Genomic DNA, 23,125 nt, shown 5'->3' on the forward strand with positions numbered 1-23,125 from the left:
ACCGTCCTCTCTTTGTCGCCGCCATGCCGGCCTGCCGTTCTCGCGGGCGGCGGCCGCGCGGCGGCTAGGCGCCATGGGCGCGGCGGCGCGGATCTACGACAGCGTCACGGCCTGGGCCGGGCTGGCATTGGACCGCGGCCTCATGGGCACGCCCATCAGCCAGTGGGCCCTGGCCTTGCTGGTGCTGCTGATGGCCTTGTTGGCGCGCCACTTCTTCTGCCGGGCCGTGCTGCGGCATCTGGAGCGGCGCATGGGCCAGCGCGAGGCGGACCCGGCCATGGGCGCGGCGCTGGGGCCGCCCATCCGCTTCATCCCCATCGTCGTGGCGGTCTTCGTGATTTCGCGCATCGTCAGCGCCGACGCCGAGTGGCGCGAGCTGTTCGCCCAGGTCAATCGCACGCTGGTCGTCCTGACGCTGTTCTGGGTCCTGTCCGGGGCCGCGGCGCCGCTGTTGACCGCCCTGGGCCGGCGCGAAAACGGCATCAGCCCCAGCATGATCGCCTGGGCCTTGAGGATCTCCCGGATCGTCATCGTGCTGCTGGCCGCGGCCATCATCCTCGAGATCTGGGGCATCCGCGTCGGTCCCATCGTGGCCGGCTTTGGCCTGTTCGGCGCCGCCGTGGCTCTGGGCGCGCAAGACCTGTTCAAGAACCTGATCGCGGGGATTTTCATCATCGCCGAAAGGCGCTTCGAGAGCGGCGACTGGATCCTGGCCGAGGGCCAGGTCGAGGGCACGGTGGAGACCATAGGCCTGAGGACCACACGGGTGCGCCGTTTCGACCTGGCGCCGGTGTTCGTGCCCAACGCCAGGCTGGCCGATAGCGCGGTCGTCAATTTTTCGCGCATGACCTATCGGCGCATTTCCTGGATCGTCAGCCTGGATTACCGCAGTTCCTGCGGGCAGCTGCGCCGCGTCCGCGATGAGGTGCAGGCCTATATCCTCGGCAGCGCGGCCTTTGTGCATCCGCCGCAGGCGCCGGTCTTCGTGCGCGTGGACAAGTTCAACGACTCCTCGATAGACCTGATGGTCTATTGCTTTACGCGGACCACCGACTGGGGCGAGTGGCTGCGGCTCAAGGAGGCGCTGGCCTGCGCCATCAAGGACATCGTGGCGCGGGCCGGGGCCGCTTTCGCCTTTCCCAGCCGCTCGATCTATGTGGAGACCCTGCCGGCCGGGGTGGATGTCCGGCCGGCGGGCCCCGGCTCGTCGGAGGCCGCCTAGGCGGGCGCCCAAAGTTCGGCGAAGGGCAGCATGCCCGTGGCCGGGTGGCAGTTGACGTACTCGAAGGCATGGCCGTCCTGCAGCACGAAAAGCTCATGCCAGGTGACGACCTCGCGCTTTTCCTTGTGCAGCCGGTTCATGTCGATGGCGTGGCGGTAGATGTCGAGATGGGTCTCGTGCGAGGCGGCCCAGCCCTCCAGGTGCGCCAGGGACAGAAAATACGCCGCCACCGAAGTCTCCTGGCGCGGCGAGCCGTCCTCGTTCAGGTTGGCCATGATGCGCAGCGACATACAGCCGGTGGCGACCTTGTGGTCGCGCAGGAAGTTCATGCCGCGCATGAGCTTGGGCTGCAGCGCCTGCAGGTAGTCCTGCGTCTGTTCGACACCGGCGCCTTCCCAGAACTGGCCCGAGCGCAGCATGGCCACATTGTGCGGCACGCGCGCCAGCAGGCGGGCGCCCCGGCTTGCCGGCTGCGCGGGCGCCGGCAGCTGGCTGCCCCAGGGGCTGACCAGCTCATCGATGGCCGAGACCGGCAGACGGTCGCGCGCGGCGCCGAAATAGCCATTGTTGGTGATGGATACGATGGCGGTTTGCGGCGTGCGGCCGAAGCCGATGCGGTACGTCGGCTTGGAATAAATGGTCTCGTGGCGGTCGTAGGGCACGCTGACGGTTTCGTTCCAGTAGCCGAAGCTTTCTTGCAGGCGGGCGGGATCGGTGAACCAGGCCCGGAAGCCGGTCTGGCGCATCCAGGTCGCATATTGCGCCGGATCGGTCCAGTAGGCGACGATGATGCCGTTGGTATGGCCGGCCTCGTCCAGGCAGCGCATGAATTCATAGCTTTCCGGCCCATAGGGGTCGTCCAGCCAGGGCTGCATGAGGCGATGGAAGGCTTGCTCGTCTTCCCAGCGCAGCGCCTCGGCCTGGATGCCGAAGTAGGCGGTGGTCAGCATGGCGATGGGCTTTTCCCAGCGCAGGGAAAAGCGCGGCGCGGCCGGCTGGTGGCCTTGCGGCCGGCGCGCGGCGACGGTGCGGGGATATTGCACTTCGAAGGTCATGTCGTTCTCCCGCGCTAGGCGCCGGCCACGGTCTGGATTACCGCCATGGGGCGTTCCTGGACGGTCAGCTGGAAGATGTCCGGGCGGGCGTAATGGCCGGCCGCGTCGAAATCGAACTTGCCGCGCGCCAGGTCGTCGGTGTCGAGCTCGGCCACCAGAATGGTTTCACCGCTGAAGTCCGGGCCGGCCAGCACGCGGCCCAGCGGATCGATGATGAGGCTGCCGCCGCGCATCAGCACGTCGTCGCCCTGGTCGGTGATGTGGTTCTTCATGCCCTGCGGGAATTGGGAGCGCTTCAAGTATTGGCAGGCCGACAGCACGAAGCAGCGGCCTTCCAGGGCGACGTGGCGCATGCTGGCCTCCCAGCTGTCGCGGTCGTCGGCGGTGGGCGCGCAGTAGATGGATACGCCCTTGCCGTACATGGCCATGCGCAGCAGCGGCATGTAGTTTTCCCAGCAGATGACCGAGCCCATGGTGCCCCAGGGCGTGTCCACGGTGGTGAGCGTCGAGCCGTCGCCGAATCCCCAGCACAGGCGCTCGGCGGCCGTGGGCATGAGCTTGCGGTGCTTGCCCAGCAGGCTGCCATCGGGGCCGAAGAACAGCACCGTGCAATACAGCGTGCCGCCGTCGCGTTCGATGACGCCTATCGTGACGAACAGGCCGGCCTCGGCCGCCGCGGCGCCCAGGGCTTCGGTTTCCGCGCCGGGCACGGCGATGGCCTGGTCATAGTATTGGCGGAACTCGTCGCGTCCCTGCGCGGTGCGCATGCCGATGGCGATGTCGAAGCTGGCGCCCTTGGGGTAGCCGCCGATGAAGGCTTCCGGAAAAACCGCGATCTGGGCGCCCTGGCGGGCGCAGTCGGCGATGAGCTGGCAGGCCTTGGCGACCGTGGCCGGCGTGTCTTCGGTGATCGAGGAGGCTTGAACGACTGCTGCCTTGAACTTTGCCATGATGGATTTCCTTCTAAATACCCAGATAAGTGCGACGGATGTCGTCGTTGGATTCGAGTTCGGCCGCGCTGCCCTGCATGGCGATGCGGCCGCTTTCCAGAACATAGGCGCGGCCCACCACGCGCAAGGCGCTGGCCACGTTCTGTTCGATCAGCAAAACGGAAATGCCCCGGGCGTTGACGGTCATGATGGCCTTGTGCACTTCGTCGACCATCATCGGGGCCAGGCCGTGGCTGGGTTCGTCCAGCAGCAACAGGCGCGGCCTGGCCATCAGCGCGCGGCAGAAGGCGACCATCTGCTGTTCGCCGCCGGACAGCGTGCCGGCCAGTTGCGCGCGGCGTTCGGCCAGGCGCGGAAAGAGCGTGAAGCAGGCCTGGATGTCTTCACTCAGGTCCGCGTCGCGCCGGCTGTAGGCGCCCAGCAGCAGATTGTCGTAGACGCTCATCTCGGGGAAGACATGGCGGCCTTCCGGCACGCAGGCCACGCCCGCCTGGACGCGGCGGTGCGCGGGCAGCTGGCGCAGGTCGCGGCCCTCGAACTCGATGGCGCCGCCGACCTTGGGCAGCTGGCCGCAGATGGCGCGGATGAGCGAGGTCTTGCCGGCCGTGTTCGCGCCCAGGATGGCCACGGTCTCGCCGGCGCGCACCTCGATGCTGACGTCCTGCAGCACCGGGCGCGGCCCATAGCCGCCGCTGAGATTACGTATGCTGAGCATGGCTGCCTCCCAGATAAGCGGAAATGACGTCCGGATTGGCGGACACTTCGGCCGGCGTGCCATCGGCGATCAGGCGGCCGAAGTTGAGCACCAGCAGGCGCTCGCACAGGCGCATGATGGCGCGCATATGGTGCTCGACGACGATGAGGGTGAGACCGTCGCGGTCGCGCAGCTCGCGCAGGGTCGCCATCACCGTATCCATTTCGGGCGGCGTGAGGGCGGCCATCACTTCGTCGAGCAAGAGGATGCGGGGCTGGGTCGCCAGGGCCCGGGCCACTTCGCCCAGGGCTTTCTGCGGAAAGGTGAGGTCATCGACGTCGGCATGCGCCTCGGCGCGCAGGCCCACCTTGTCCAGGCAGTCCCAGGCCAGGGCGCGCGCATCGGCCAGGTTGTGGTGCAGCAGGCCCGCGGTCGTGACGTTCTCCAGCAGGCTCATCTCGGGAAACAGCGCCGTGTTCTGGAACGTCTTTGTCATGCCCTGGCGGGCGATGACGTGCGGACGCTTGCGGTCGATGCGCTTGCCGTCGAAGTGGATCCGGCCCGAGGTGGGGCGGTACAGGCCCACGAGCATGCTGAACAGCGTGGTCTTTCCGGCGCCGTTCGGGCCGATCAGGCCGATGATCTCCTTGGGGCGGATGCTGAACGACACATCGTTGACGGCCACCAGGCCGCCGAAGCGGACGGTCAGGTTGCTGGCGATCAGGTTTGCATTCATGCGCGCGCTCCTGCCCGCTTGCCGCGGAAGACCGACACCAGCCCGCGGGGGCGCCAGAGCACGATGGCGATGAGAACGATGCCAAACGTGAAGGGGGCGATGCCGGCGGCCTTGTTGGACAGATAGGTGTTGAGGATTTCTTCGAGCGGCACGACCACCAGCGCGCCGATGATGGGGCCGGCCAGGGTGCCCACGCCGCCGACGATGGCGATGAGCGCGGCCCGTATCGAGATGCCGGCGGCGCTGAAGACGCTTTCGGGATCGAAGAAGAAAGTGAACTGCGCGAACAGCGTGCCGGTGGCGGCGGTGAGCGCCGCGGAGATGAGCGCGCCGATCAGCTTGACCTTGAGCGTGTTGACGCCGGCCACCTCGGCGGCCTCTTCGTTCTCACGCACGGCGCGCAGCAGATAGCCCATCTTGCCGTGGGCCAGGCAGGCGAAGACCGCCGACACGATGACGAACAGCCCGGTGAACAGGTAGACATAATTGCCCGCGCCGCGGAACTGCATCATGGCCCAGGAATTGCCGACGAAAGGCACGGAGATGCCTTGCGGACCGCCGGTGATGCCGGGCAGCGAGGTCGCCAGGATGCGGCAGGCTTCGCCGAAGGCCAGGGTCGCCAGGGCGAAATAGGGGCCCTTGAGCCGCATGGTGGGCAGCGCCAGAACGACGGCCGCCAGCATGGCCAGGACCATGCCCAGCAGCATGCCCAGCCAGGGCGTGATGCCCCACAGGGTTTGCAGCACGGTGGAGGAATAGGCGCCGATGCCGAAGAAGGCCGCGTGGCCGAGCGAGATCTGGTTGGCCAGGCCGCCGACGATGTTCCAGCATTGGCCCAGCGTGGCCGCCATGAGCACCAGGCAGAGCACCCGCACGCCATAGCCGCGCGGATCGAGGGCCTGGGACAGGGCCAGCGCGGCCATGGCCGCCACCGCGATGAGGATCAGGGATTTTTTCATCGTGCCCCCTTGCCCAGCAGGCCCTGCGGACGAAACGCGAGAAAGGTGATGAACACCACGAATAAGGCGAGGTTCTGCAGCTGTATCGGCATGACGAGGGTGGAGAGCGATTGGATCACGCCGACGATCAGGCCGCCGACCAGCGCGCCCAGCACGCTGCCCAGGCCGCCCAGCACGACGACGGTGAACATCAGCACCACGAACTGCGCGCCCGCCGTGGGGCTGACGGCCGAGTAGCTCAGGATGACGCCGCCGCCGAAGGCGGTCAGGCCGGTGCCCAGGCCGAAGGCGATGGCATAGACGGTGCGGGTGTCGATGCCGAACAGCTGCGCGGCATTGGCATTTTGCGAGGTGGCGCGTATGGCGCGGCCTATCCAGGTGCGCGTCAGCAGCAGCCAGAGCGCGCCGGAGATGGCCAGCGCGGCGATGAAGGCCACGAGATAGGGCACGGAGATGAACAGCGGGCCGAGTTCCAGCGCGGCGGTCTGGTAAGGCGTGCGCACGGAGCGGAACTCCGAGCCGAAGAGCATCAGCGCGCCGTTCTCGATCACGGCCAGCAGACCGACGGTCAGGAAGATCTGCGCCACGGGCGGCGCCTTGAGCACATGCTGCACGAGCAGGCGCTGGCACAGCGCGCCGAGGGCGAAGCCCACGGCCAGGGCCACGAAGGCGCCGAACACCGGGTCCAGGCCCAGGTAGGCCCAGGAGAACCAGGCGGCGTACATGCCTATCATCAGAAATTCCGCCTGCGCGAAATTGACGATCTTGAGCACGCCGAACACCAGCGACAAGCCGACGGCGATCACGCCGTAGACACCGCCGATCAGCAGCCCGTCAATCAGGGTTTGGAGAAATGCGGAGATCATGGAGTGTCCTGCGGGCCGGCGCGCGCGCCGGCCCTGGGGGGAAGAGGATTTACTTGACTTCGGCGCCCATCCAGCGCGCCGGCGCCTTGGCCGCGCTCTCGGGGAAGACGGTCACCAGGTCGGCGCCGCGCCATTGCACGAAGATGGGATAGGCGGTCGAGGTCAGGCCCTTGTCGTCGAAGGCCGTGCAGCCGCCCGGGATGCCGGCCGAGAAGCCGTCGCATTTCTTCAGCGCGGCGACCGCGTTGCGGATCTTGTCCGGATCGGTGGACTTGGCCTGCTGGATGGCGGCGACCATGTGCTGCAGCGCCGCGCCGTACATGAGGGCTTCGTGGGCCATGAACACGCCGTGCTTGGCCTTGTAGCGCGAGGCGATATCGGGCACGGCGTCGTAGTTGGCCGGCGCGATCGAGAACACGTCCTCGGCGTACTCGCCCAGGCCCTTCTGGAAGTCGGGCACGATGTAGCCGGCCGCCCCGCCGATGACCGGCATGTTGATCCGCTGCTGGCGCATGGTGCGGATGATGAGCAGGCCGTCGTTGAAGTACGACACGGGGAAAACCACCTGGGCGTCCGAGCGGCGCAGCTTGTTGACCAGCGGCGCCACGTCCGTGATGCCCAGGGGATAGCCGTCGTCGATCACGACGTCGACGCCCGCCTTGGCGGCCGCCTTGCGTATGCCTTCGGCCTGCGAGGTGCCGTAGGCGGTGTCTTCATAGAAGATCGCGATCTTCGACAGTTTGGTGCCTGCCTTGGCGGCGATGTCCAGGGCGTACTGGAACTGCTTCTCGCCGAAGGTCGTGGCCTTGGGCGCGACCTGGAAGATGTAGCGGTAGCCGCGGCTGGTGATCTGATCCGCGAAGGAGTGGGTGATCATGGGGATGCCGGTGCGCTCGGTGACTTCCGAGGCCGCCAGCGTGATGGAGCTCACGAAAGCGCCCACGATGCCGACGACTTGGTTCTGGCTCACCAGACGCTGCACGGCCGCGGCGGCCGCGTTGGGGGCCGGGACATCCGCGTACACCAGCTTGACGTCCAGGCTGCCCAGGCCGGGCTTGATGTCCTGGAGCGCCTGCTCGATGCCGTTCTTGGCGTTGATGCCGAACTGCGCATTGGGGCCGCTCAGGGGCAGCACGATGCCGATGTTGACGGTTTCCGCCGAGGCGGCGGCGGGGCCGAGCAAGGCGGCGCCCAATGCAGTCACTGCGAGCCAGCGAACCATGTTTTTCTCCTTGGACTGAAATTTTGTGTGCCGCAACAAGCGGCTGAAAGGCAGTCTAGGTAGCGTAAAAAATCACGTCAATAAAATTCGACAAAATAGGCCGGTTTTCGGCGTTTTCCCCTATAAATATCCTTGAAAACAAGCACATTTAGAGGATATATTGTTGTCGAAAATATTCGACAACGGAGACGGTCATGGACATGGACGCGCAACTGCAGGCCCTGGGCCTGGACGAGAAGGAGCGCCGCTTTTATCTCGCCGCCCTGCAGCTGGGCTCGGCGTCCGTCACGGAAATCGCCACGCGAGCGGGCGTATCGCGCACCAATGGCTATGACCTGCTGGAGCGGCTGGAGCGGCGCGGCCTCGTGGCGCAGGAGGGCGAGGCGTCCGGCGTGCGCCGGGTGCTGCCGGAGGATCCGCGCGTGCTTATCCGCGACTGGGAGCGCAAGCGGCTCATGCTCGATGAGCTGGTGCCCGAGCTGCGCTCGCTCTATAACGGCTCGCCCCGCAAGCCGCGCACACGCATCTACGAGGGGGCCGAGGGCATACACCGGGCGCTTTGGGAGACCCTGGACTGCCGCAGCAAGGTCCTGCTGGGCGTGTTGTCCATGCATGAGCTGCTGGAGGTGCCGGGCGCGCAATGGATGGATGGTTTCATTGCCGAGCGGGTCAAGCGCGGCATACGCCTGAACGTCCTGCGCTCGCCCTCGCGCGAGACCGAGAGCATCTGGCCCAGCAGCGGCGACGAACTGCGCGAGCTGCGCTATGCGCCGGATGATCTCGATCTGGGCATGACCATGTATATCGCCGACGACAAGGTCACCTATGTCTCGTCCAAGGAGGAGAACTACGCCATGGTCATCGAAAGCCGCGAGCTGGCCTCCTTGAACCGCTCTTTCTTCCGTTCCTTATGGGCCGTGGCGGGGCAGGCGTCGCGCCTGCCAGGCGCCGCCGGGGCCTAGGCGGCCGCCAGGTGGCGCCACAGGAAGGCGCGCGAGCGGGCTTCGCTGTGCAGCGGATGCCGCGCCGCGTCGTATTCGACGCGCACGCCGGCCGCCTCGAGCGGGCGGGCCAGGTCCGGCTGGCTGCCCGCCAGATGTACGGCGACCTGGCGCAGCGCCGCCAGGTCCTCCGCCGCGTCGGGCAGCGCCTGCGCATCCAGGGGCGCGGGCGGCGCGCACAGGGCGGCGGCGTTGAGCCGGCCGGGATGCCGCAGCATGAAGCGGTGCGCCAGGCGCGCGCCCGTTTCCAGGCCGAAGACGGCGACCCGCGAGAAGGCCACCTGGTAGCGCGCGGCGACGGTATCCATCATGCGCAGCAGCATCAGGTCATGGCGCAAGCCGTCTTCGTCCAGGTCCTGGTGGCTGTCGCCCAGCGGGCCGCGCGGGAACAGCGGCGCCAGCACGATGGCATTGCGGTCTTCGGCCAGGCAGGCAAAGGCATCGCGGCAGGTTTCGGCGGCGCGGTTGGCGCCGTGCAGGGCCACGACGAGGTGGACGGGGCGCTCGCGGTCCAGCGTCCGGGGGACGAACAGGCAGTAGCTGACGGGCAGGTCGGGCGCCAGCGCGTAGTAGGCGGTGCGGCCGACGTCGTGAGGGCCCAGGGCGGGCAGGCTCATGCCGGGCCCCGGCGGACAGGGGCGGCCAGGCAGGGGAGCTGGCCGGTGGGCGGGGTCATGGGCGCGGCTTTCATGCTTTCTCCTTGGGGTGTGCTGGCCGCCGGCGGATAATCCGCAGTGTCAGGCCCGCGTGCGCTGCGCGATGGCATGGCGACAAAGTGTATTATGAGTGCTTAAAAAACATCAAGCTGCCATTATGCCCCGCCGTTCTTCCTCCCGTCTGGATCTCGCCGGACGCATTTGTGGCTATATCCACGAGCAGCGGCTCGCGCCGGGCGACCGGGTCAATGAAAAACGCCTGGCCGAATGGCTGGGGGTGTCGCGCACGCCCGTGCGCGCCGCCCTGGAAGAACTGGCCGCTCATGGCTATGTCGAGCGCCGCAGCAATCTGGGCATGACGCTGGTCAAGCCGCCGCCCCTGCCGGCGCCCGGCGGCGCCCGCGAGCTGGATGAGCTGGTCCTGCGCGTGGCGCGCGACCGTCACAAGGGCGTGCTGGCCGAGTTCATCTCCGAGAGCGACCTGATGCAGGCCTATGGCCTGACCCGGCTGCGCGTGCGCGAGGCCCTGGAGCGGCTGGCGAACCTGGGCGCGGTGGAAAGAAAGCTCGCCAGCGGCTGGCGTTTCCTGGCCGCGCCCTGGGATAGCGAAGCGCGCCGCCAGAGCTATCAGTTCCGCCTCACGGTGGAGCCCGCCGCCATGCAATTGCCCGGCTTTGCCCTGGCCCCGGCATGGATAGACGATATGCGCCGGCGCCATCAGCGCTTTCTGCAATCGCCCTGGGACGAGCATGCCAGCATCGAGTTCTTCGAGATGAACGCGGCCTTTCACCTGGGCATCGCCGCGGGCTCGGGCAATCGCCACTTCGCCGACGTGATCGAGCGGCAGAATATGCTGCGCCGCCTGAGCAACTACGATTGGCGCTACGGTCAGGACCGCGTGCTGGTCAGCACGCGCGAGCATCTGGAGATCCTGGACAAGCTGGCCGCCGGCGATATCGAGCTGGCCGTGCTGCTCATGCGCCGCCATCTGGAAAGCGCCATGCAAGTGCGTTCCACACCACGGCAAAATTGTTCTTTATAAGAACAAAATACATTCAAGACCGGAATGTCAGGGGATGCCCGCACTATTGCTGTTGATCTGATGTGGGTAAGATGCCGGTTCCGGCAGCCGCCTCGGCTGTTTCCCCTTTGTCGCTGATGTGCAAGGTCCTTGCCACCATGACTACACCTACTTCTCCCCGTTCGCCCCTTCCCGTCCGGCTGCCGCGCGGCTGACGCGCCATGTCCGCGCCGCGCGAAGGCGACGACTTCTGGGACGCCGGCAACATGGGTTGCGGCGAACTCATCCTCAAGTTGCGCAAGCATCTGAAGAAAATGCCCGGCCAGCTCATGCGCGTGGTCGCGCACGACGCGGGCGCCATCCATGACATCCCGGCTTTCTGCCGCATGACCCGCAACGAACTGGAACGCTACGACGCGCAGACCCATACCTTCTGGATACGCTCGCGGCTGGACTGGTAGACCCGCTTTGCTGTTTTCACCCCGACCCCTGGAGGCTCAACATGGCTGGAAAATTCGTCGTTTCGCTGACCTGCTCCAAGAACGATACCGATAAGGCCACCGTGGCCTTCGTGGTCGCCAATGCCGCGGTGGCTTCCGATAAGCAGACGGTGGTGTTTCTGTCCATCGAGGGCACGCGCCTGTCCCAGCAGGGCTATGCCGATGATATCCACGAGGCCGGTTTCGCGCCGCTCAAGGAACTGATGGACAACTTCGCGGCCGCCGGCGGCGAGATCTATGTCTGCTCGCCCTGCTTCAAGAAACGCGCCCTGGATGAAAACAAGCTGGTGGCCGGCGCCAAGATCGTCGGCGGGGCCAAGCTGGTGGAGTTCATGAGCGACGGCGCGCCCAGCATCAGCTACTGATCCTATCCCACCGGGAGACGCCATGCCTGCCCGTCGTTTGCTGTGCGCGGTATTCGTGCTGGCCGCCCTGGCCTATGTGGCGGCGAGTTATGCCGTGTTCGAGTTGCCCGCCACGGCGGCCGAGGCTGAAGCCTGCGGCTTTTTGCCGGGCGAATTCGCCGCGGGCGGGGGCCTCGCCTATGAGCGCGCCCAGGCCTGGGCCGTCAGCTTCTTGCGCAAGCAGGAGTATTTCACCGCCATCACGGTGGGCCTGGCCCTGGCTTTCATGGCGTTTGCGCTTGCCATCGGGCGGCGCGGCGGCGCGGCCTCGGCCGGCGTGGCCGCCGGCGGCGGCGCGCTGGCTGTCTCGGCCCTGTGCGTGAGCTGTTTGGCGCCGGCGCTGTCCGTGGTGGGCCTGGGCATCGCGGGCGGCTTTCTGGCCGATGTGCCCAAGTGGCTCATCACCTTGAACACGCTGCTGCTGACGGGCTGGGGCGTCCTGTTCCTGTCGCGGCGCGCCCAGGCCTGCGCCCTGCCCCCAGGGCGGGCGGCAAGGGCGTGAGACTCATCGGGGACGACGCATGAAAATCCGCTATGCCGCCGCCATGGCGGCCTGTGTGTATGCCTTGCCGGCGGCCGCGCTGGACTATGCCAGCGTGCTGACGCCGGCGCGGCCCGGCCTGCCGCTGGCCCATCCGATTGCCGCCGGGCCCATCGCGCCGCCGCCTTTCTCGTTGATCGCCGAGCGTCCGGTCAAGCCGGCCTATGTGCCCGGCTTGCCGGGCCTGCCGCAATATCGCATGGTCACGGATGATTTCGGCCGCAAGATCGCCAAGTACGACGGGGTCTTCATCCGCCAGAGCCGCGTGGAGAACGGCGAAGTGGTGATCCCGCCGGGCGGCCTCTATTACCTGGAGGACACCTGGGGCGGCGAGGTGGCGTTGCGCGGCGAGCAAGTGCCCATGCTGGGCCGCCTGGCGACCTTCATCGACTACGACATGTCGATCGAAGTCCAGGAGAATGTCAGCATCCCGGCCGGCGGCAGCGTGGCCGTGGGCGGCCAGGTCTACCAGTACTACGCGACGGTGGGCCATGAAACCCTGGCCAACCACGCGCTGCATGTGCGCACCATCGCGGGAACCGACTGGGAATGGGCCTTCGGCAATCCCATCCTCTCCAATAACGAAACCAACTGGTGGGGCGCGCGCTTTAACCAACTCTACAACCAGGGCCAGGCGCGCGAGATCAGCCCGCAGAAGCTGGTGTTCGATTGGCTGAGCGGCGTGCGCACCGACCGCATGCTCTATGCCGAGGAGAACATTCACGCGGGCCTGGCCGGCGTGGGCGAGCAATGGCGGATCGGGACGCGCGCGCTGCGCGTGGCCGCCGTGGGCGCGGACACGGTCACCCTGGAGCTGCTCGAAGGCGGCCAGGTGGTCAAGACGCGCACCTTGGGGCCCATACGCCCAGAGCGGCTGATCGAGGACACCGAGGCGCGCAAGGCCTTGCTGTTCGAGGATGGCGACATGGCGGTTTTTCTGTCGCCCTGGCCCGGCGCCTTCGAGGGCGGCAAGGCCAATCTCAAGGTCTATGGCAAGGCCTACAGCCTGGCCTATGGCGCGGACTACGCGCGCGACACGCGCTATGCCAGCTATCCGGTGGGCTGCCCCACCGGGCATCAGTTCGGCTTCATGCTGGTCAACAAGGACACCATACGGCTCAAACCGGGCCAGGCGCATGCCGGTCCGGAAGGGTATTTCAAGATCGTGGTCGACGCCGTCGCCGACGGCAGGGTCACGGCCTGGCATATCGAGGACCGCGAGGGCGCGCGCTCCATCAACCTGGGCGGCCCGGACGTGGAGAATGTCGACCTGGTGCTTGGCCAGGGCCGCGTGGCCGGGCAGGCCATGCTCTTCGATGTCGGGCGCGCGATGCTGGCGCGCAGCTATGCCGCCGCGCGGCGCGCCGACGCGGGCGCGGCGACCGCGCCCAGGGCGCCCGTCGTGCCCCAGTCCGCCGCGGCCTGGCCGCCGTCGCTCATCATCGTCATCGCCATCCTTGCCCTGGCCTGCCTGGGCGTGGGTTTCGAGTGGGGGCGGCGCCGCCGCTAGCCCGCAGGAGGAGTCCCGATATGCAAGCCCTGCCCCGGCATGAACACAGCCCCGATGTCAGTTTCGACGGCGGCGATCTGGATTGCGGCAATGGTTTGCTGCTGCTGATCCGCAAGCACATCGATCCCCTGCCGCGCGGCGGCTTGCTGGAAATCCTTTCGCGCGAAATCTCCGTGGACGAGGACCTGCCGGCCTGGTGCAGGCTGACGGGCAATGAACTGGTCTCCTGGACCCAGCAGGACGGGCAGCGCAGCTTTCTGGTGTGCAAGGGCGCGCTGGCCGAACGCCAGGCGCCCGCCGCCCCGGCCAAAGCGCCCCGGCCGGCCGAACCGCGCCAGGCGCCGCGCCAGCGCATCGCCGCGCCGCCCCTGCCGCCGCTGGCCGTCACCGGCATGGGCAGCTGGCCCCGGCCGCGCTGGATGATAGAGGCCATGCACGCCCATGTGCAGGGCCGCCTGTCGGAGGCGGCTTTCCAGGAGACGGCCGACGACGCCGTGCGCCTGGCCGTGGCCGCGCAGGAGCAGGCCGGCGTGGACATGATCACCGATGGCGAACAGCGCCGCGACAGCTATGCCAGCTTCGTGGCCTCGCGGCTGGACAACTGCCAGCTGATTCCGCTGACCGATCTGCTGCCCCTGGTCGACGATCCCGAGGCCTTCGCCGCCGAGCTGCGCGCGCTGGACATCCCCGCCGGCGAAGTGCGGCATCCGGCCGTCTTCGGCCGGCTGGCGCGCTCGCGCCCGCTGGTGGCGCACGAGGTCGATTTCGCGCGATCCGTCACGGGCAAACCGGTAAAGGTGGCCTTGCCCGGTCCCTATCTGCTGACGCGCACCATGTGGATGGAGTGCATCTCCGACCGCGCCTACGACAACCGCGAAGCGCTGGCGGCCGACATCGTGCGGGTGTTGCGCCAGGAGCTGGCCGAACTGCTGGACGCCGGCGCGGCCCTGGTGCAATTGGACGAGCCCGTGCTGTCCGAGGTGGTGTTCTCCGGCGCCAAGAACAAGCGCAGCTTTATGTGCGGTGCGCTGTCCGAATCGCTGGCGCCCGCGCAAGAGCTGGCCTTCGCGCGCGACCTGCTCAACGCCGTGCTCGACGGCATGCCGCAGGAGCGCACCGCCCTGCATGTCTGCCGGGGCAATTGGACACCGGACGAAAGCGTGGCGCTGTCGGGCGATTACGCACCCCTGCTGCCCACGCTGGCGCAGGTGCGCGTGGGCGCCTATCTGCTGGAGATGTGCACGCCGCGCGCCGGCGACGTGGCCATGCTCAAGGCCCTGCCCGATCATGCCCGCATCGGCATCGGCGTGGTCAATCAAAAAGATCCGGCCATCGAGTCCGAAGACGCGGTGGCCGCGCGCATCGAGCGCGGCATCGGCCTGTTCGGCCGCGACCGGCTGCTGCTGCATCCGGATTGCGGCTTTGCCACTTTTGCGGACAACCCGATCTGTTCGGCCGGAATCGCCCAGCAGAAACTGGCCGTGATCGCCCAGGCGGCCGGGCGGTTCGCGCGATGACCGGGCCGCGGGGCGCCCGCAAGGCTATGATGGCGCACCCCGGACTGGAATCATCATGAATAAATACGACCTCGAAAAGAACAAGGCCCTGAAGCTGGCCGGCCAGCTGCGCCAGGGCGGCACGCCCGGCCGCTTCGGCGCCGGCCAGGCCCCCGACCGGCGCGAGCAGCGCAAGCTGGACCAGGCCGCCGGCCTGGTGCCCTTCGCGCTCAAGCTGCCCCAGGCCCAGGCCGAACGCCTGCGGGCGCTGGCCCAGGAGCGCGGCGTCTCGACCAACGACATCGTCGCCGAGCTGCTGCAAAAAGCGCTGGACGCCTGACCGCCCATGCATATCTGGGTCGATGCGGACGCCAGCCCGGCCGTCATCAAGGACATCCTCTACCGCGCCGCCCAGCGCTGGCGGCTGCCGCTGACGCTGGTGGCCAACCAGATGCTGCGCACCCCGCCCTCGCCCTGGATCCGCGCCGTGCAGGTGCCGCGCGGCTTTGACGTGGCCGACGCGCATATCGCCCAGCATGCCGTCGCCGGCGACCTGGTCATCACCGGCGACATCCCCCTGGCCGCCGATGTGCTGGCCAAGGGGGCCATGGCGATCAACCCGCGCGGCGAGCGCTATTCGCCGGAAACCATACGCGAACGCCTGGCCATGCGCGACATGATGGAAGAACTGCGCGCCTCGGGCGTGGACGCGGGCGGCCCCTCCGCCTTCAGCCAGGCCGACCGCAAGGCTTTCGCCAACCAGCTGGATGCGCTATTGGCGCGGCAGGCGCGCGGCCAACCCGGGCCCTGAGCGCCACGCCAGCCGCGCCGCGCCCAGGCCGGCCACGGCGGCGATGAGCGGCAGGGTGCAGGCGGTATACCGGCTGTCGAACCAGGCGCAGGCGGCCACGCCGGCCAGGAAGCTGCACCAGCGTCCCAGGCCCTGGGCGGCAGCCCAGATGTCTCCCGAGGCCAAGGCCCGGCCTGTCCTGACCAGAGTGCCGGTGATGAAGGTGACGCCCGCTTCGTCACCGCGGACCTGATTGAGCACACCCATGGCGGCGGCAACCCAGAGGACTTGCGCGAATCCGCGGTGGGCATCGCCCGGGACGGCGGCGGCCCCCGCCAGCAGCGCGGCGCACAAACCCAACAAGACAGCGCCGCGCGAACGGGGCGCGGCCTGGCCTATCCCGGCCGCCAGGGTGGTGGCGGCAAAGAACGCCAGGATGACGGCCATGATGGGCAGCAGGGCCAGGCTCAATTGCCCGTGGCCGAGCGCCACGCCTATCCTGGCGGTGTCCCCGGTAACATAGACAGCGAATACCGGCGCGCCGCGCAGCATCATCATGGCATCGGTCGCGCCGGCCAGCGCGATGAGAAAATGGGCCGAAGGGCCCGGCCGGGGGTCAGGGGTAGGCATGGCGGTCAGCGCGGCAGGGTGATGGAATCAGATCGGGGAACGGAGAATCATGAGTTTTGAACTGGCCGACCTGCGCTTGATACGGCTGTTGGTCGAGGCGGGCAGCCTGTCCGAGGCGGCGCGGCGGGTCGACAGCTCGCCGGCGGTCATGAGCCGGCGTCTGTCCGCGCTGGAAGCGCGCCTGGCCTTGCGCCTGTTCCATCGTTCTTCGCGGCAGTTCGTGCTGACCCAGGAGGGCGCCATGCTGCACGAGCGCGCCCTGGCGGTGCTCGAGTCGGTGGCCGAGATCGAGGCCGAGATCGCCTCGGTGGGCGAGGTGCCGCGCGGCCTGCTGCGCGTGGGCGCGCCCATGCAGATCGGCCGCCAGCGCGTGGCGGCGATCGTGGCCGACTTCACGCAGCAGTATCCAGAGGTCGAGGTCCAGCTTACGCTGTCGGACGCGGGTTTCAATGTGCATGACGATGCGCTCGATGTGGCGATCCGCGCCGGCCTGCCGGACGGCCCGGACATCGTGGTCAGGCGCCTGTTGCGCAGCCGGCGCCTGATCTGCGCCACGCCTGGCTACCTGGCCAGGCATGGCACGCCTCGGGTCCCCGAGGACTTGCTGCGGCATAACTGCATCCGGCTGATCCGACGCCGGGGTACTTTCGATCCCTGGCTGTTCCGGCATGCCAATGGCGAGGTGCGCACGGTGCAGGTCGCCGGCGCGCTCACCAGCGCCAGCGGCGAGGTCATGTACGACTGGATCATGCAGGGGCGTGGCATCGGTCAAAAAGCCTTGTGGGATGTCGAAGAGGACTTGAGGGCGGGCCGCCTGGTCGAATGCCTGGCCGATTACGCCTGCCACGACATCGCGCTGTATGCGACCTGGCGCGCGCGGCCGCAATTGCCGCTGCGCTTGCGCCGTTTTGTCGATAGCCTGGCGCTGGCCTTCGGCGCCGATTGAGGCCGGCCGCGCGTCAAACGATGGGCACGCCCGACTCGCGCATCAAGCGCTGCGCCGAGGCCTGCAAGGCCGTGGTGTCCAGGCGGCCCGCGTGGCGCAGCACGCCGTCTTCCTTGACGACTTCGCCGGCGATCATCACCAGCGAGACATCATTGGGCTGGGCATAGGAAACCACCGCCTGGACCGGGTCCTGCGTCGACAGGATATGCGGCCGGCTGCGTTCGATCATGATGAGGTCTGCTTGCTTGCCGGGCGCCAGGCTGCCGATGCGCTCGGCCATGCCCAGGGCGGCCGCATTGCCGCGCGTGGCCCATTCCAGCACCTCGCGCGTGCGCACGGCCGTGGTCTTGATGGGCGAGCCGCCGGTGCCCACCGCCGCGCCCGCGCTGGCCTGTCCGGCCAGGGCGGCGAAGGCATCCTGGTTGGCGTACATGCGCTCGACCAGCAGGGTGGTGCGCATGAGATCGAACATATCGCCCTTGTTGCCGACCTCGCTGTCCACGCCGATCGAGGGCAGGCCGCCGGCGGCGCGCACGCGCCCGCTCAAGGGGCGGCGCGCATGGAATTGCATCTCCACGCCCGGCGTGGCGGTGATCGAGGCGCCATGGTCGATCAGCAGGCGCACTTCGTCGTCCTCGAAGTAGTTGGCGTGCACGACATTGTGGCGACCGGCCAGCAGACCTTCGGCGGCCAGTTGCCGATAGCCTCCGGGCACCAGGCGGTTGGGGCGGCCCCAGGCGTGCGCGCTGCTGAGCAGATCGAAATCCAGGGCGGCGCGAAAATCCTGCCGGCAGACTTCCAGCGTCGCGTAATCCGGACCCAGGATGGCCATGGCCAGCGTGACCCGGGCCTGATCATCGGACAGCGCGCCCAGGCGCAAGCGGCGGATCTCGGCCACGGGGTGCGGGATCTCGGAGAAATGCCGCTCGCCGGGGCGCGGCTTGGGTTTGATCGTGCCGTGGCCGAACACGGCGCGGATGCCGCTGGCCTGCAAGGCCTGGATCGCGGCATCGGTGTGCTCGGGCGTGCTGTTGTTGTGGCACCAGTCGAAGATGGTGGTCACGCCCGCGTCCATCTGCGAGAAGGCGCCGGCCAGTGTGCCCAGATAGGTGTCTTCCGGCGTGTAGAGCGGCGCCAGGCGGCCATGGAAATAGTTGAAGTAATCCAGCCCGGCCCAGTTGCCGCCGATGCCGCGCAAGGCGGTTTCCCAGGTATGGATATGGGCGTTGATCAGGCCGGGAAGGACCAGCCTGCCGGCCGCGTCGATGCGGCGGGCGTGGGGAGCGTCGATCCGGGGGGCGATGCGCGCGATGCGGTCGGCCTCGATCAGGATGTCGGCCTGCGGCAGGTCGCCGATGGCCGGGTCCAGCGAGAGAAGATGGGCGCGCGTGATCAGTGTTTGCGGCATGGTCAGGGGCTCTTCTTCAGGCCTTGCTTTTGCAGGGCGGCGGCGATGGTCTGGTCTTCCTGGGCGATGACGTTGGCAAAGGCCTCATGGGGCAGGAAGGCGGGCTGAAAGCCATTGGCCAGGCCGCGCTTCTTGAAGTCTTCGCTTTGCACGGTGGCGCGCACGGCCTGTTCGATGCGCGCGCGCACGGCGTCGGGCAAGCCCCTGGGCGCGGCCACGCCGCGCCACATATCGGCGCTGAAATCGTAGCCCTGCTCCCGCGCCGTGGCCACGGACGGAAACGAGGGATCGCGCCGCGAGGCCAGCACGCCCAGCACCTTGACCTTGCCGGCCGCGACCTGCGGCGCGACCGAGCCTGGCAACGTCATCGAGGCATCGATGTCTCCGCCCAGCAGGCTGGTGATGGAGAAGGCCGAGGCAAAGGGAATGTGGTTGACCTCCACCTTCTGCTGCTCGAAGAAGGCCTCGGAAGCGATCTGCAGATGGCTGCCCACGCCCGAGTTGCCGACCCGCAGCTCGCCCGGCTTGCGCCTGGCCTGCGCGATCAGGCCGGCCAGGTCGTCGAAGGGCGCGTCGGCGCGGGCCACCAGCACGGGCGACTCGATGCTGACCTGCGCCACGGGTGTAAAGGACTGGTAGTCAAACGGCAGCGTGCCGGTGTGGTAGGCCGTGGAGATCGAATTGGAGTTCATGATCAGGGCATAGCCGTCAGGCTTCTGGTTGGCCGTGTAGCGGTAGGCCACCGCCCCGCCGGCGCCAGGCTTGTTCATGATCAGCACCGGCTGGCCCAGTTCGCGCGCCATGCCCTCGCCCAGGGCGCGGCCGACGACGTCGGGCGCCGTACCGGCCGCCCATAGAATGGTCAGTTCCACCGGCCGCGCCGGGTAGGTCTGCGCCTGCGCGGCGCTGGCCAACAGGACGGCGCCGGCGGCCGCGATCATGATTTTCATGGGTTCCCCTTGCTTTTATGTCAGGCCGCGGAGTTGGCGGCAGCAGGCATCTTAGGGAGACAGGTCCGGCGCCAACAAGACACGGCCGGACAAACCAGCTTTGCGTCGGCGGGTAAAGATGGCGTCGAGGCGGCCGGTTTTGTCGGCGCCCATGCCAAGTCTTTGCGCCCGCCGATGGCCTGGCGCGGGCCGCAAAAAAAGAGGATGCCTCGCGGCATCCTCCTTGGCGCTTGCCTGCCGAGGGCAGGATCAGAAGCGGTGGCGCAGGCCCACGCCCAAGGCCGTGCTCTTCAGCTCGTCGATGAAGGCATAGTTCTTGGCGTAGGAAGCATAGGCATACAGGCCGGTGCGCTTGGACAGGTCATAGCTGTAGCCCAGGCTGAAGACGTTCATCTTCTCGTCGCCGCCGGTCAGGCGGTCGTTGGACGGGTCCACCATCTGCCAGGAACCGAACAGGCTGCCCGCGCCGCCGACCGGCATGGTGGCGCCCACCATATAGGCGTTGGCCTTGAAGCCGTCCGCGAAGCGGTAGCTGCCGAATTCGTCGCTGTAGGGCGTGCCGCTGGGCAGGTCCTGGCCGACGAACCAGCCATCGGTCGTGCGGCCGTAGGCGGCGGCCAGCTTGACGACGTCGAAGTCGTAGCTCAGGCCCAGGGCGTACTGGCGCGGCGTGGCGCCGTTGTCGATGCTGGAGCGGTTGGCGCCGTTGAGCTGGTCATAGGTCAGCGTGACATTCAGCGGGCCTTGCAGATAGCGCAGGCCGGCGGTGATGCCGCGCGTGTTGTCGGCCGTGCGGAAGCCGCTCTGGTCGCCGTTGTTGGCGTCGACATTGAAGGAATAGCCCACGCCCAGCTCGAAGCCGTTGACCGAGGGGGTCTTGTACATGACCATGTTGTCCCAGCGCATGGTGTTGGCGGCGCTGAAACCGGTGCCGATGTTGGCCTGGGTGTAGCTGGTGTAGAAGGGGTCGATGTCGGCCAGGTAGTTCGAGCCCACGGTGGCCTGGCGGCCGAATTCCAGCGAACCCCAGGCGTCGTTGGCCAGGCCCACGGTGGCCTGGCGGCCGAACAGGCGGTCGCCCTGGGCGCGGCTGCCGTTGCCGGAGTCAAAGCCGCTTTCGAGCTTGAAGGTGGCGCGCAGGCCTTCGCCGAGGTCTTCGGCGCCGCGCAGGCCCCAGCGCGAGCCTTCCTGGATGCCGTTGATCATGCCCACGCCGCTGCCGTCGAAGCCGGGGCCCTTGATTTTGTTGTAGCCAATGCCGGTGTCGATGACACCATAGAGGGTGACTGACGTGTCTGCCTGTGCCATGCCGGCCAATGACAGGCCGAGCGCCGTTGCGAGCAACGTCTTTTTCATCCGAGAGATCTCCATACCGGGGTTGGCACCGCGAAATGCCGGTGCAAAAAAAAGGAACAAAACATCGGCAGGATGTCGTTCCCAGGCCCCAAGTGTAGGCCAATTTGCTGGCTATTCCGTCTAATTGCAGGCAATCGCCATGTATTCCGGCCGACTTTGAAACATTGAGTTTCCGAAACAGCCCGCGGCGGTCCTCTCAATGGACGTGATTATCCGAACGGCATAAGTCCCCGTTCCGGATTAATGCAAATGCCGCGCCGGATTTTCCCGCCTTGGTTTGGTCCGTCGATTATCTCCGGGGGATGGAGGGGCGGGCGGGATTATGAATCCCGTAGGGACGTCCCTATTTGTGACATTTGAAATATTTAGTACACTTCGGACACCAAAACGGCGAAATCGTTCGCCTGCACACGGAGAAGTCAATGATCAAGGCGGTGATGAAGGCCGGCACGCTGATCGCGCTCGCGGCAGCACTGGCAGGTTGCGCAACCGAACGTTCGCAGGCCGTGGCGCCGCCACAGACGGCGGCGGCTTCCAAACCCGCCTATCAGGGCCCGCGCAGCCCGATTTCCGTGGGCAAGTTCGATAATCGCAGCAATTATCTGCGCGGAGTATTTTCCGACGGGCAGGATCGCCTGGGCGGACAGGCCAAGACGATTTTGGTCAGCCATTTGCAGCGCACTGGCCGATTCTCCGTCATGGATCGCGAGAACCTGAGCGAAATCGCGCAGGAGGCGGCTTTCAATAAAAAGGCCAACCAGATCAAGGGCGCGCGTTATGTGGTGACGGGCGATGTGACGGCCTTCGGCCGCAAGGTGACGGGCGACAACCAGCTCTTCGGCATCCTGGGCCGCGGCAAGGAGCAGGTGGCCTACGCCAAGGTCGACCTGAACGTGGTCGATGTGTCCAGCTCCGAAGTCGTCTACTCGGTGACCGGCGCCGGCGAGTACGCCCTGTCCAACCGCGAGGTGCTGGGCTTTGGCGGCGCGGCGGGCTACGACTCGACCCTCAACGGCAAGGTGCTGGACCTGGCCATCCGCGAAGCCGTGGACCGCCTGGTCGACGGTGTCGAACAGGGCGCATGGCGTCCGTCCGCCAACTGAGGACGGCCATGACGATCCCTCGATTGACCCGCGCGGGCCTGGCCTGCGCCCTGGCGCTTGGCCTGTCGGCCTGCGCGCAGCAGAAGTCCCTGTACAGCTGGCAGAGCTATCAGCCTTCGGTATACGCCTATCTCAAGGACGATGGCTCGGATCCGACCGCCCAATTGGCGGCCATGGAGAAAAACGTCGAGACCGCGCGTTCGGCCGAGCAGGCCCTGCCGCCTGGTTTCCGCGCCCATATGGCCTTGCTCTATCTGAAGACCGGCCAGGACGACAAGGCCGTCGAACAGTTCAATGGCGAGAAGAACGCCTTTCCGGAGTCGGCGCCCTTCATGGACTTTCTGATGAGCAAGAAGGATGCGTCGGTGGCCGGCCTGGCCAAGTCCGCGACTGACACCAACACCGCAAAAGGGAAGTGAGCCTCATGATCCGTACTCTGTTCCGTGCCGGCCTGCTGGCAGCGCTGGCGGTCCTGACGGGTTGCGTGGCCGCCCCGCAGCGCAATGTCGATTACGGCGCGTTCCGCGAAAGCAAGCCCGCCTCCATCCTGGTGTTGCCGCCCCTGAATGAATCGGTGGAGCCGGTCGCTTCGGCCGCGGTGCTGGCCCAGGCGACCTATCCGCTGGCCGAATCGGGCTATTACGTCGTGCCGGTGGCGGTCATGGATGAGACCTTCCGCCAGAACGGCATGATTTCCCCCGAGGATGCGAACCAGGTGCCGCCGGCCAAGCTGCGCGAGATCTTCGGCGCCGACGCCGCGCTGTATCTCAAGGTCAAGCAATATGGTTCGTCCTATCAGCTGCTGGGCAGCGTGACCACGGTCGCGGTTGACGCCTCGCTGGTCGATCTGCGCACCGGCGCGCAGCTCTGGGAAGGCACCAAGACGGTGGTCCAGGCGGGCAATGGCAGCCAGGGCGGCATTCTCGGCATGCTGGTGCAGGCCGTGGTGGATCAGGTGGTCAACACCCTGACCGACCGCGCCTATGGCGTGGCCGCCCTGACCAATCAGCAATTGCTGATGGCCGGTACCCAGGGCGGTCTGCTCTACGGTCCGCGGTCCCCGCATTACGAGTTCAAGTAAGTCCTCCCGGACCACGGCCCCTGCAACA

At 67.3% G+C, this 23,125-nt stretch carries 26 protein-coding genes; 14 read left to right on the forward strand and 12 right to left on the reverse strand.

What is annotated here, in order from left to right; translation table 11 throughout:
- Window positions 1–73: 73 nt before the first annotated feature.
- A complete protein-coding gene (locus L540_RS05445; RefSeq protein ID WP_082149555.1) occupies window positions 74–1,222 on the forward strand; it encodes a mechanosensitive ion channel family protein in 1,149 nt (382 codons plus the stop codon).
- Here the strand turns inward: L540_RS05445 and L540_RS05450 are convergent.
- Genes L540_RS05450 through L540_RS05480 form a run of 7 tightly spaced genes read right to left on the reverse strand, consistent with a single transcriptional unit; the run spans window position 1,219 to window position 7,704 of the window.
- Window positions 1,219–2,277 carry a phenylacetaldoxime dehydratase family protein gene (locus L540_RS05450; RefSeq protein WP_043210426.1) on the reverse strand — a complete coding sequence of 353 codons (1,059 nt, stop codon included), beginning with the start codon at window positions 2,275–2,277 and terminating at the stop codon, window positions 1,219–1,221. The genes L540_RS05445 and L540_RS05450 overlap by 4 nt on opposite strands.
- A gap of 14 nt (window positions 2,278–2,291) precedes the next feature.
- Window positions 2,292–3,227, reverse strand: coding sequence for a carbon-nitrogen hydrolase family protein (locus L540_RS05455; RefSeq protein ID WP_043210425.1), 936 nt, complete (start codon window positions 3,225–3,227; stop codon window positions 2,292–2,294).
- Window positions 3,228–3,240: 13 nt separating this feature from the next.
- Window positions 3,241–3,942 carry an ABC transporter ATP-binding protein gene (locus tag L540_RS05460; RefSeq protein WP_043210422.1) on the reverse strand — a complete coding sequence of 234 codons (702 nt, stop codon included), beginning with the start codon at window positions 3,940–3,942 and terminating at the stop codon, window positions 3,241–3,243.
- On the reverse strand, window positions 3,926–4,657 hold the full coding sequence (locus L540_RS05465) for an ABC transporter ATP-binding protein (RefSeq protein WP_043210421.1): 732 nt from the start codon (window positions 4,655–4,657) through the stop codon (window positions 3,926–3,928). The genes L540_RS05460 and L540_RS05465 overlap by 17 nt, the downstream gene beginning before the upstream one ends.
- Window positions 4,654–5,616 (reverse strand): branched-chain amino acid ABC transporter permease, encoded by a 963-nt coding sequence (locus L540_RS05470; protein ID WP_043210419.1) that lies wholly within the window; start codon window positions 5,614–5,616, stop codon window positions 4,654–4,656. Before L540_RS05470 ends, L540_RS05465 begins: the two co-directional genes overlap by 4 nt.
- Entirely contained in the window at window positions 5,613–6,482 is an 870-nt protein-coding gene (locus L540_RS05475; RefSeq protein ID WP_043210416.1) for a branched-chain amino acid ABC transporter permease, read from the reverse strand. The genes L540_RS05470 and L540_RS05475 overlap by 4 nt, the downstream gene beginning before the upstream one ends.
- 49 nt (window positions 6,483–6,531) lie before the next feature.
- Window positions 6,532–7,704: an ABC transporter substrate-binding protein gene (locus L540_RS05480; protein WP_043210414.1), complete on the reverse strand. Its 1,173-nt coding sequence runs from the start codon at window positions 7,702–7,704 to the stop codon at window positions 6,532–6,534.
- Window positions 7,705–7,904: 200 nt separating this feature from the next.
- Here L540_RS05480 and L540_RS05485 point away from each other — a divergent pair, with 200 nt between their 5' ends.
- A complete protein-coding gene (locus L540_RS05485) occupies window positions 7,905–8,666 on the forward strand; it encodes a TrmB family transcriptional regulator (RefSeq protein ID WP_165590412.1) in 762 nt (253 codons plus the stop codon).
- Here L540_RS05485 and L540_RS05490 read toward each other — a convergent pair.
- On the reverse strand, window positions 8,663–9,322 hold the full coding sequence (locus tag L540_RS05490) for an alpha/beta hydrolase family protein (protein ID WP_053073167.1): 660 nt from the start codon (window positions 9,320–9,322) through the stop codon (window positions 8,663–8,665). The genes L540_RS05485 and L540_RS05490 overlap by 4 nt on opposite strands.
- A gap of 196 nt (window positions 9,323–9,518) precedes the next feature.
- Between L540_RS05490 and L540_RS05495 the strand changes: the two genes are divergently transcribed.
- The 8 genes from L540_RS05495 (at window position 9,519) to L540_RS05525 (ending at window position 15,644) form a co-directional block, all read left to right on the forward strand.
- On the forward strand, window positions 9,519–10,403 hold the full coding sequence (locus L540_RS05495; RefSeq protein ID WP_043210407.1) for a GntR family transcriptional regulator: 885 nt from the start codon (window positions 9,519–9,521) through the stop codon (window positions 10,401–10,403).
- Between the two features lie 200 nt (window positions 10,404–10,603).
- A complete protein-coding gene (locus tag L540_RS05500) occupies window positions 10,604–10,843 on the forward strand; it encodes a sulfurtransferase TusA family protein (RefSeq protein WP_043210403.1) in 240 nt (79 codons plus the stop codon).
- 41 nt (window positions 10,844–10,884) lie between these two features.
- Window positions 10,885–11,247: a DsrE family protein gene (locus tag L540_RS05505; RefSeq protein WP_043210400.1), complete on the forward strand. Its 363-nt coding sequence runs from the start codon at window positions 10,885–10,887 to the stop codon at window positions 11,245–11,247.
- Between the two features lie 22 nt (window positions 11,248–11,269).
- Window positions 11,270–11,788, forward strand: coding sequence for a hypothetical protein (locus L540_RS21875; RefSeq protein WP_197085634.1), 519 nt, complete (start codon window positions 11,270–11,272; stop codon window positions 11,786–11,788).
- Window positions 11,789–11,807: 19 nt separating this feature from the next.
- Window positions 11,808–13,337, forward strand: coding sequence for a hypothetical protein (locus L540_RS05510; RefSeq protein ID WP_197085635.1), 1,530 nt, complete (start codon window positions 11,808–11,810; stop codon window positions 13,335–13,337).
- Window positions 13,338–13,357: 20 nt separating this feature from the next.
- Window positions 13,358–14,854 carry a 5-methyltetrahydropteroyltriglutamate--homocysteine methyltransferase gene (locus L540_RS05515; protein ID WP_043210398.1) on the forward strand — a complete coding sequence of 499 codons (1,497 nt, stop codon included), beginning with the start codon at window positions 13,358–13,360 and terminating at the stop codon, window positions 14,852–14,854.
- A 55-nt stretch (window positions 14,855–14,909) separates the two neighbouring features.
- On the forward strand, window positions 14,910–15,173 hold the full coding sequence (locus L540_RS05520; protein ID WP_043210395.1) for a ribbon-helix-helix protein, CopG family: 264 nt from the start codon (window positions 14,910–14,912) through the stop codon (window positions 15,171–15,173).
- Between the two features lie 6 nt (window positions 15,174–15,179).
- The gene (locus tag L540_RS05525; RefSeq protein WP_043210392.1) at window positions 15,180–15,644 is read left to right on the forward strand and encodes a YaiI/YqxD family protein; all 465 of its coding nucleotides are present in this window, start codon (window positions 15,180–15,182) and stop codon (window positions 15,642–15,644) included.
- Here L540_RS05525 and L540_RS05530 read toward each other — a convergent pair.
- Entirely contained in the window at window positions 15,606–16,253 is a 648-nt protein-coding gene (locus tag L540_RS05530) for a DUF1275 family protein (RefSeq protein WP_053073168.1), read from the reverse strand. The genes L540_RS05525 and L540_RS05530 overlap by 39 nt on opposite strands.
- A 49-nt stretch (window positions 16,254–16,302) precedes the next feature.
- Between L540_RS05530 and L540_RS05535 the strand changes: the two genes are divergently transcribed.
- Entirely contained in the window at window positions 16,303–17,199 is an 897-nt protein-coding gene (locus L540_RS05535; protein ID WP_043210390.1) for a LysR family transcriptional regulator, read from the forward strand.
- 13 nt (window positions 17,200–17,212) lie between these two features.
- On the opposite strand, the gene L540_RS05540 is transcribed toward L540_RS05535, so the two are convergent.
- The 3 genes from L540_RS05540 to L540_RS05550 all read right to left on the reverse strand — a co-directional run bounded on the left by L540_RS05540 (window position 17,213) and on the right by L540_RS05550 (window position 20,913).
- Window positions 17,213–18,607 carry an amidohydrolase family protein gene (locus L540_RS05540; protein WP_043210388.1) on the reverse strand — a complete coding sequence of 465 codons (1,395 nt, stop codon included), beginning with the start codon at window positions 18,605–18,607 and terminating at the stop codon, window positions 17,213–17,215.
- A gap of 2 nt (window positions 18,608–18,609) precedes the next feature.
- The gene (locus L540_RS05545) at window positions 18,610–19,557 is read right to left on the reverse strand and encodes a Bug family tripartite tricarboxylate transporter substrate binding protein (RefSeq protein WP_048026070.1); all 948 of its coding nucleotides are present in this window, start codon (window positions 19,555–19,557) and stop codon (window positions 18,610–18,612) included.
- Window positions 19,558–19,806: 249 nt separating this feature from the next.
- Window positions 19,807–20,913: a porin gene (locus tag L540_RS05550; RefSeq protein WP_043210385.1), complete on the reverse strand. Its 1,107-nt coding sequence runs from the start codon at window positions 20,911–20,913 to the stop codon at window positions 19,807–19,809.
- Between the two features lie 422 nt (window positions 20,914–21,335).
- Between L540_RS05550 and L540_RS05555 the strand changes: the two genes are divergently transcribed.
- From L540_RS05555 to L540_RS05565, 3 genes are read left to right on the forward strand one after another with little or no spacing between them, the layout of a single operon-like run.
- On the forward strand, window positions 21,336–22,016 hold the full coding sequence (locus L540_RS05555; protein WP_197085636.1) for a CsgG/HfaB family protein: 681 nt from the start codon (window positions 21,336–21,338) through the stop codon (window positions 22,014–22,016).
- Window positions 22,017–22,024: 8 nt separating this feature from the next.
- Window positions 22,025–22,435, forward strand: coding sequence for a DUF4810 domain-containing protein (locus L540_RS05560; protein ID WP_048026071.1), 411 nt, complete (start codon window positions 22,025–22,027; stop codon window positions 22,433–22,435).
- A gap of 5 nt (window positions 22,436–22,440) precedes the next feature.
- Complete coding sequence (locus L540_RS05565; RefSeq protein WP_043210383.1) at window positions 22,441–23,097, forward strand: DUF799 domain-containing protein; 657 nt, start codon at window positions 22,441–22,443, stop codon at window positions 23,095–23,097.
- Window positions 23,098–23,125: the final 28 nt, after the last annotated feature.

The sequence above is a fragment of the Bordetella pseudohinzii genome (genome assembly GCF_000657795.2).
In the GTDB taxonomy this organism is placed as follows: domain Bacteria; phylum Pseudomonadota; class Gammaproteobacteria; order Burkholderiales; family Burkholderiaceae_B; genus Bordetella; species Bordetella pseudohinzii.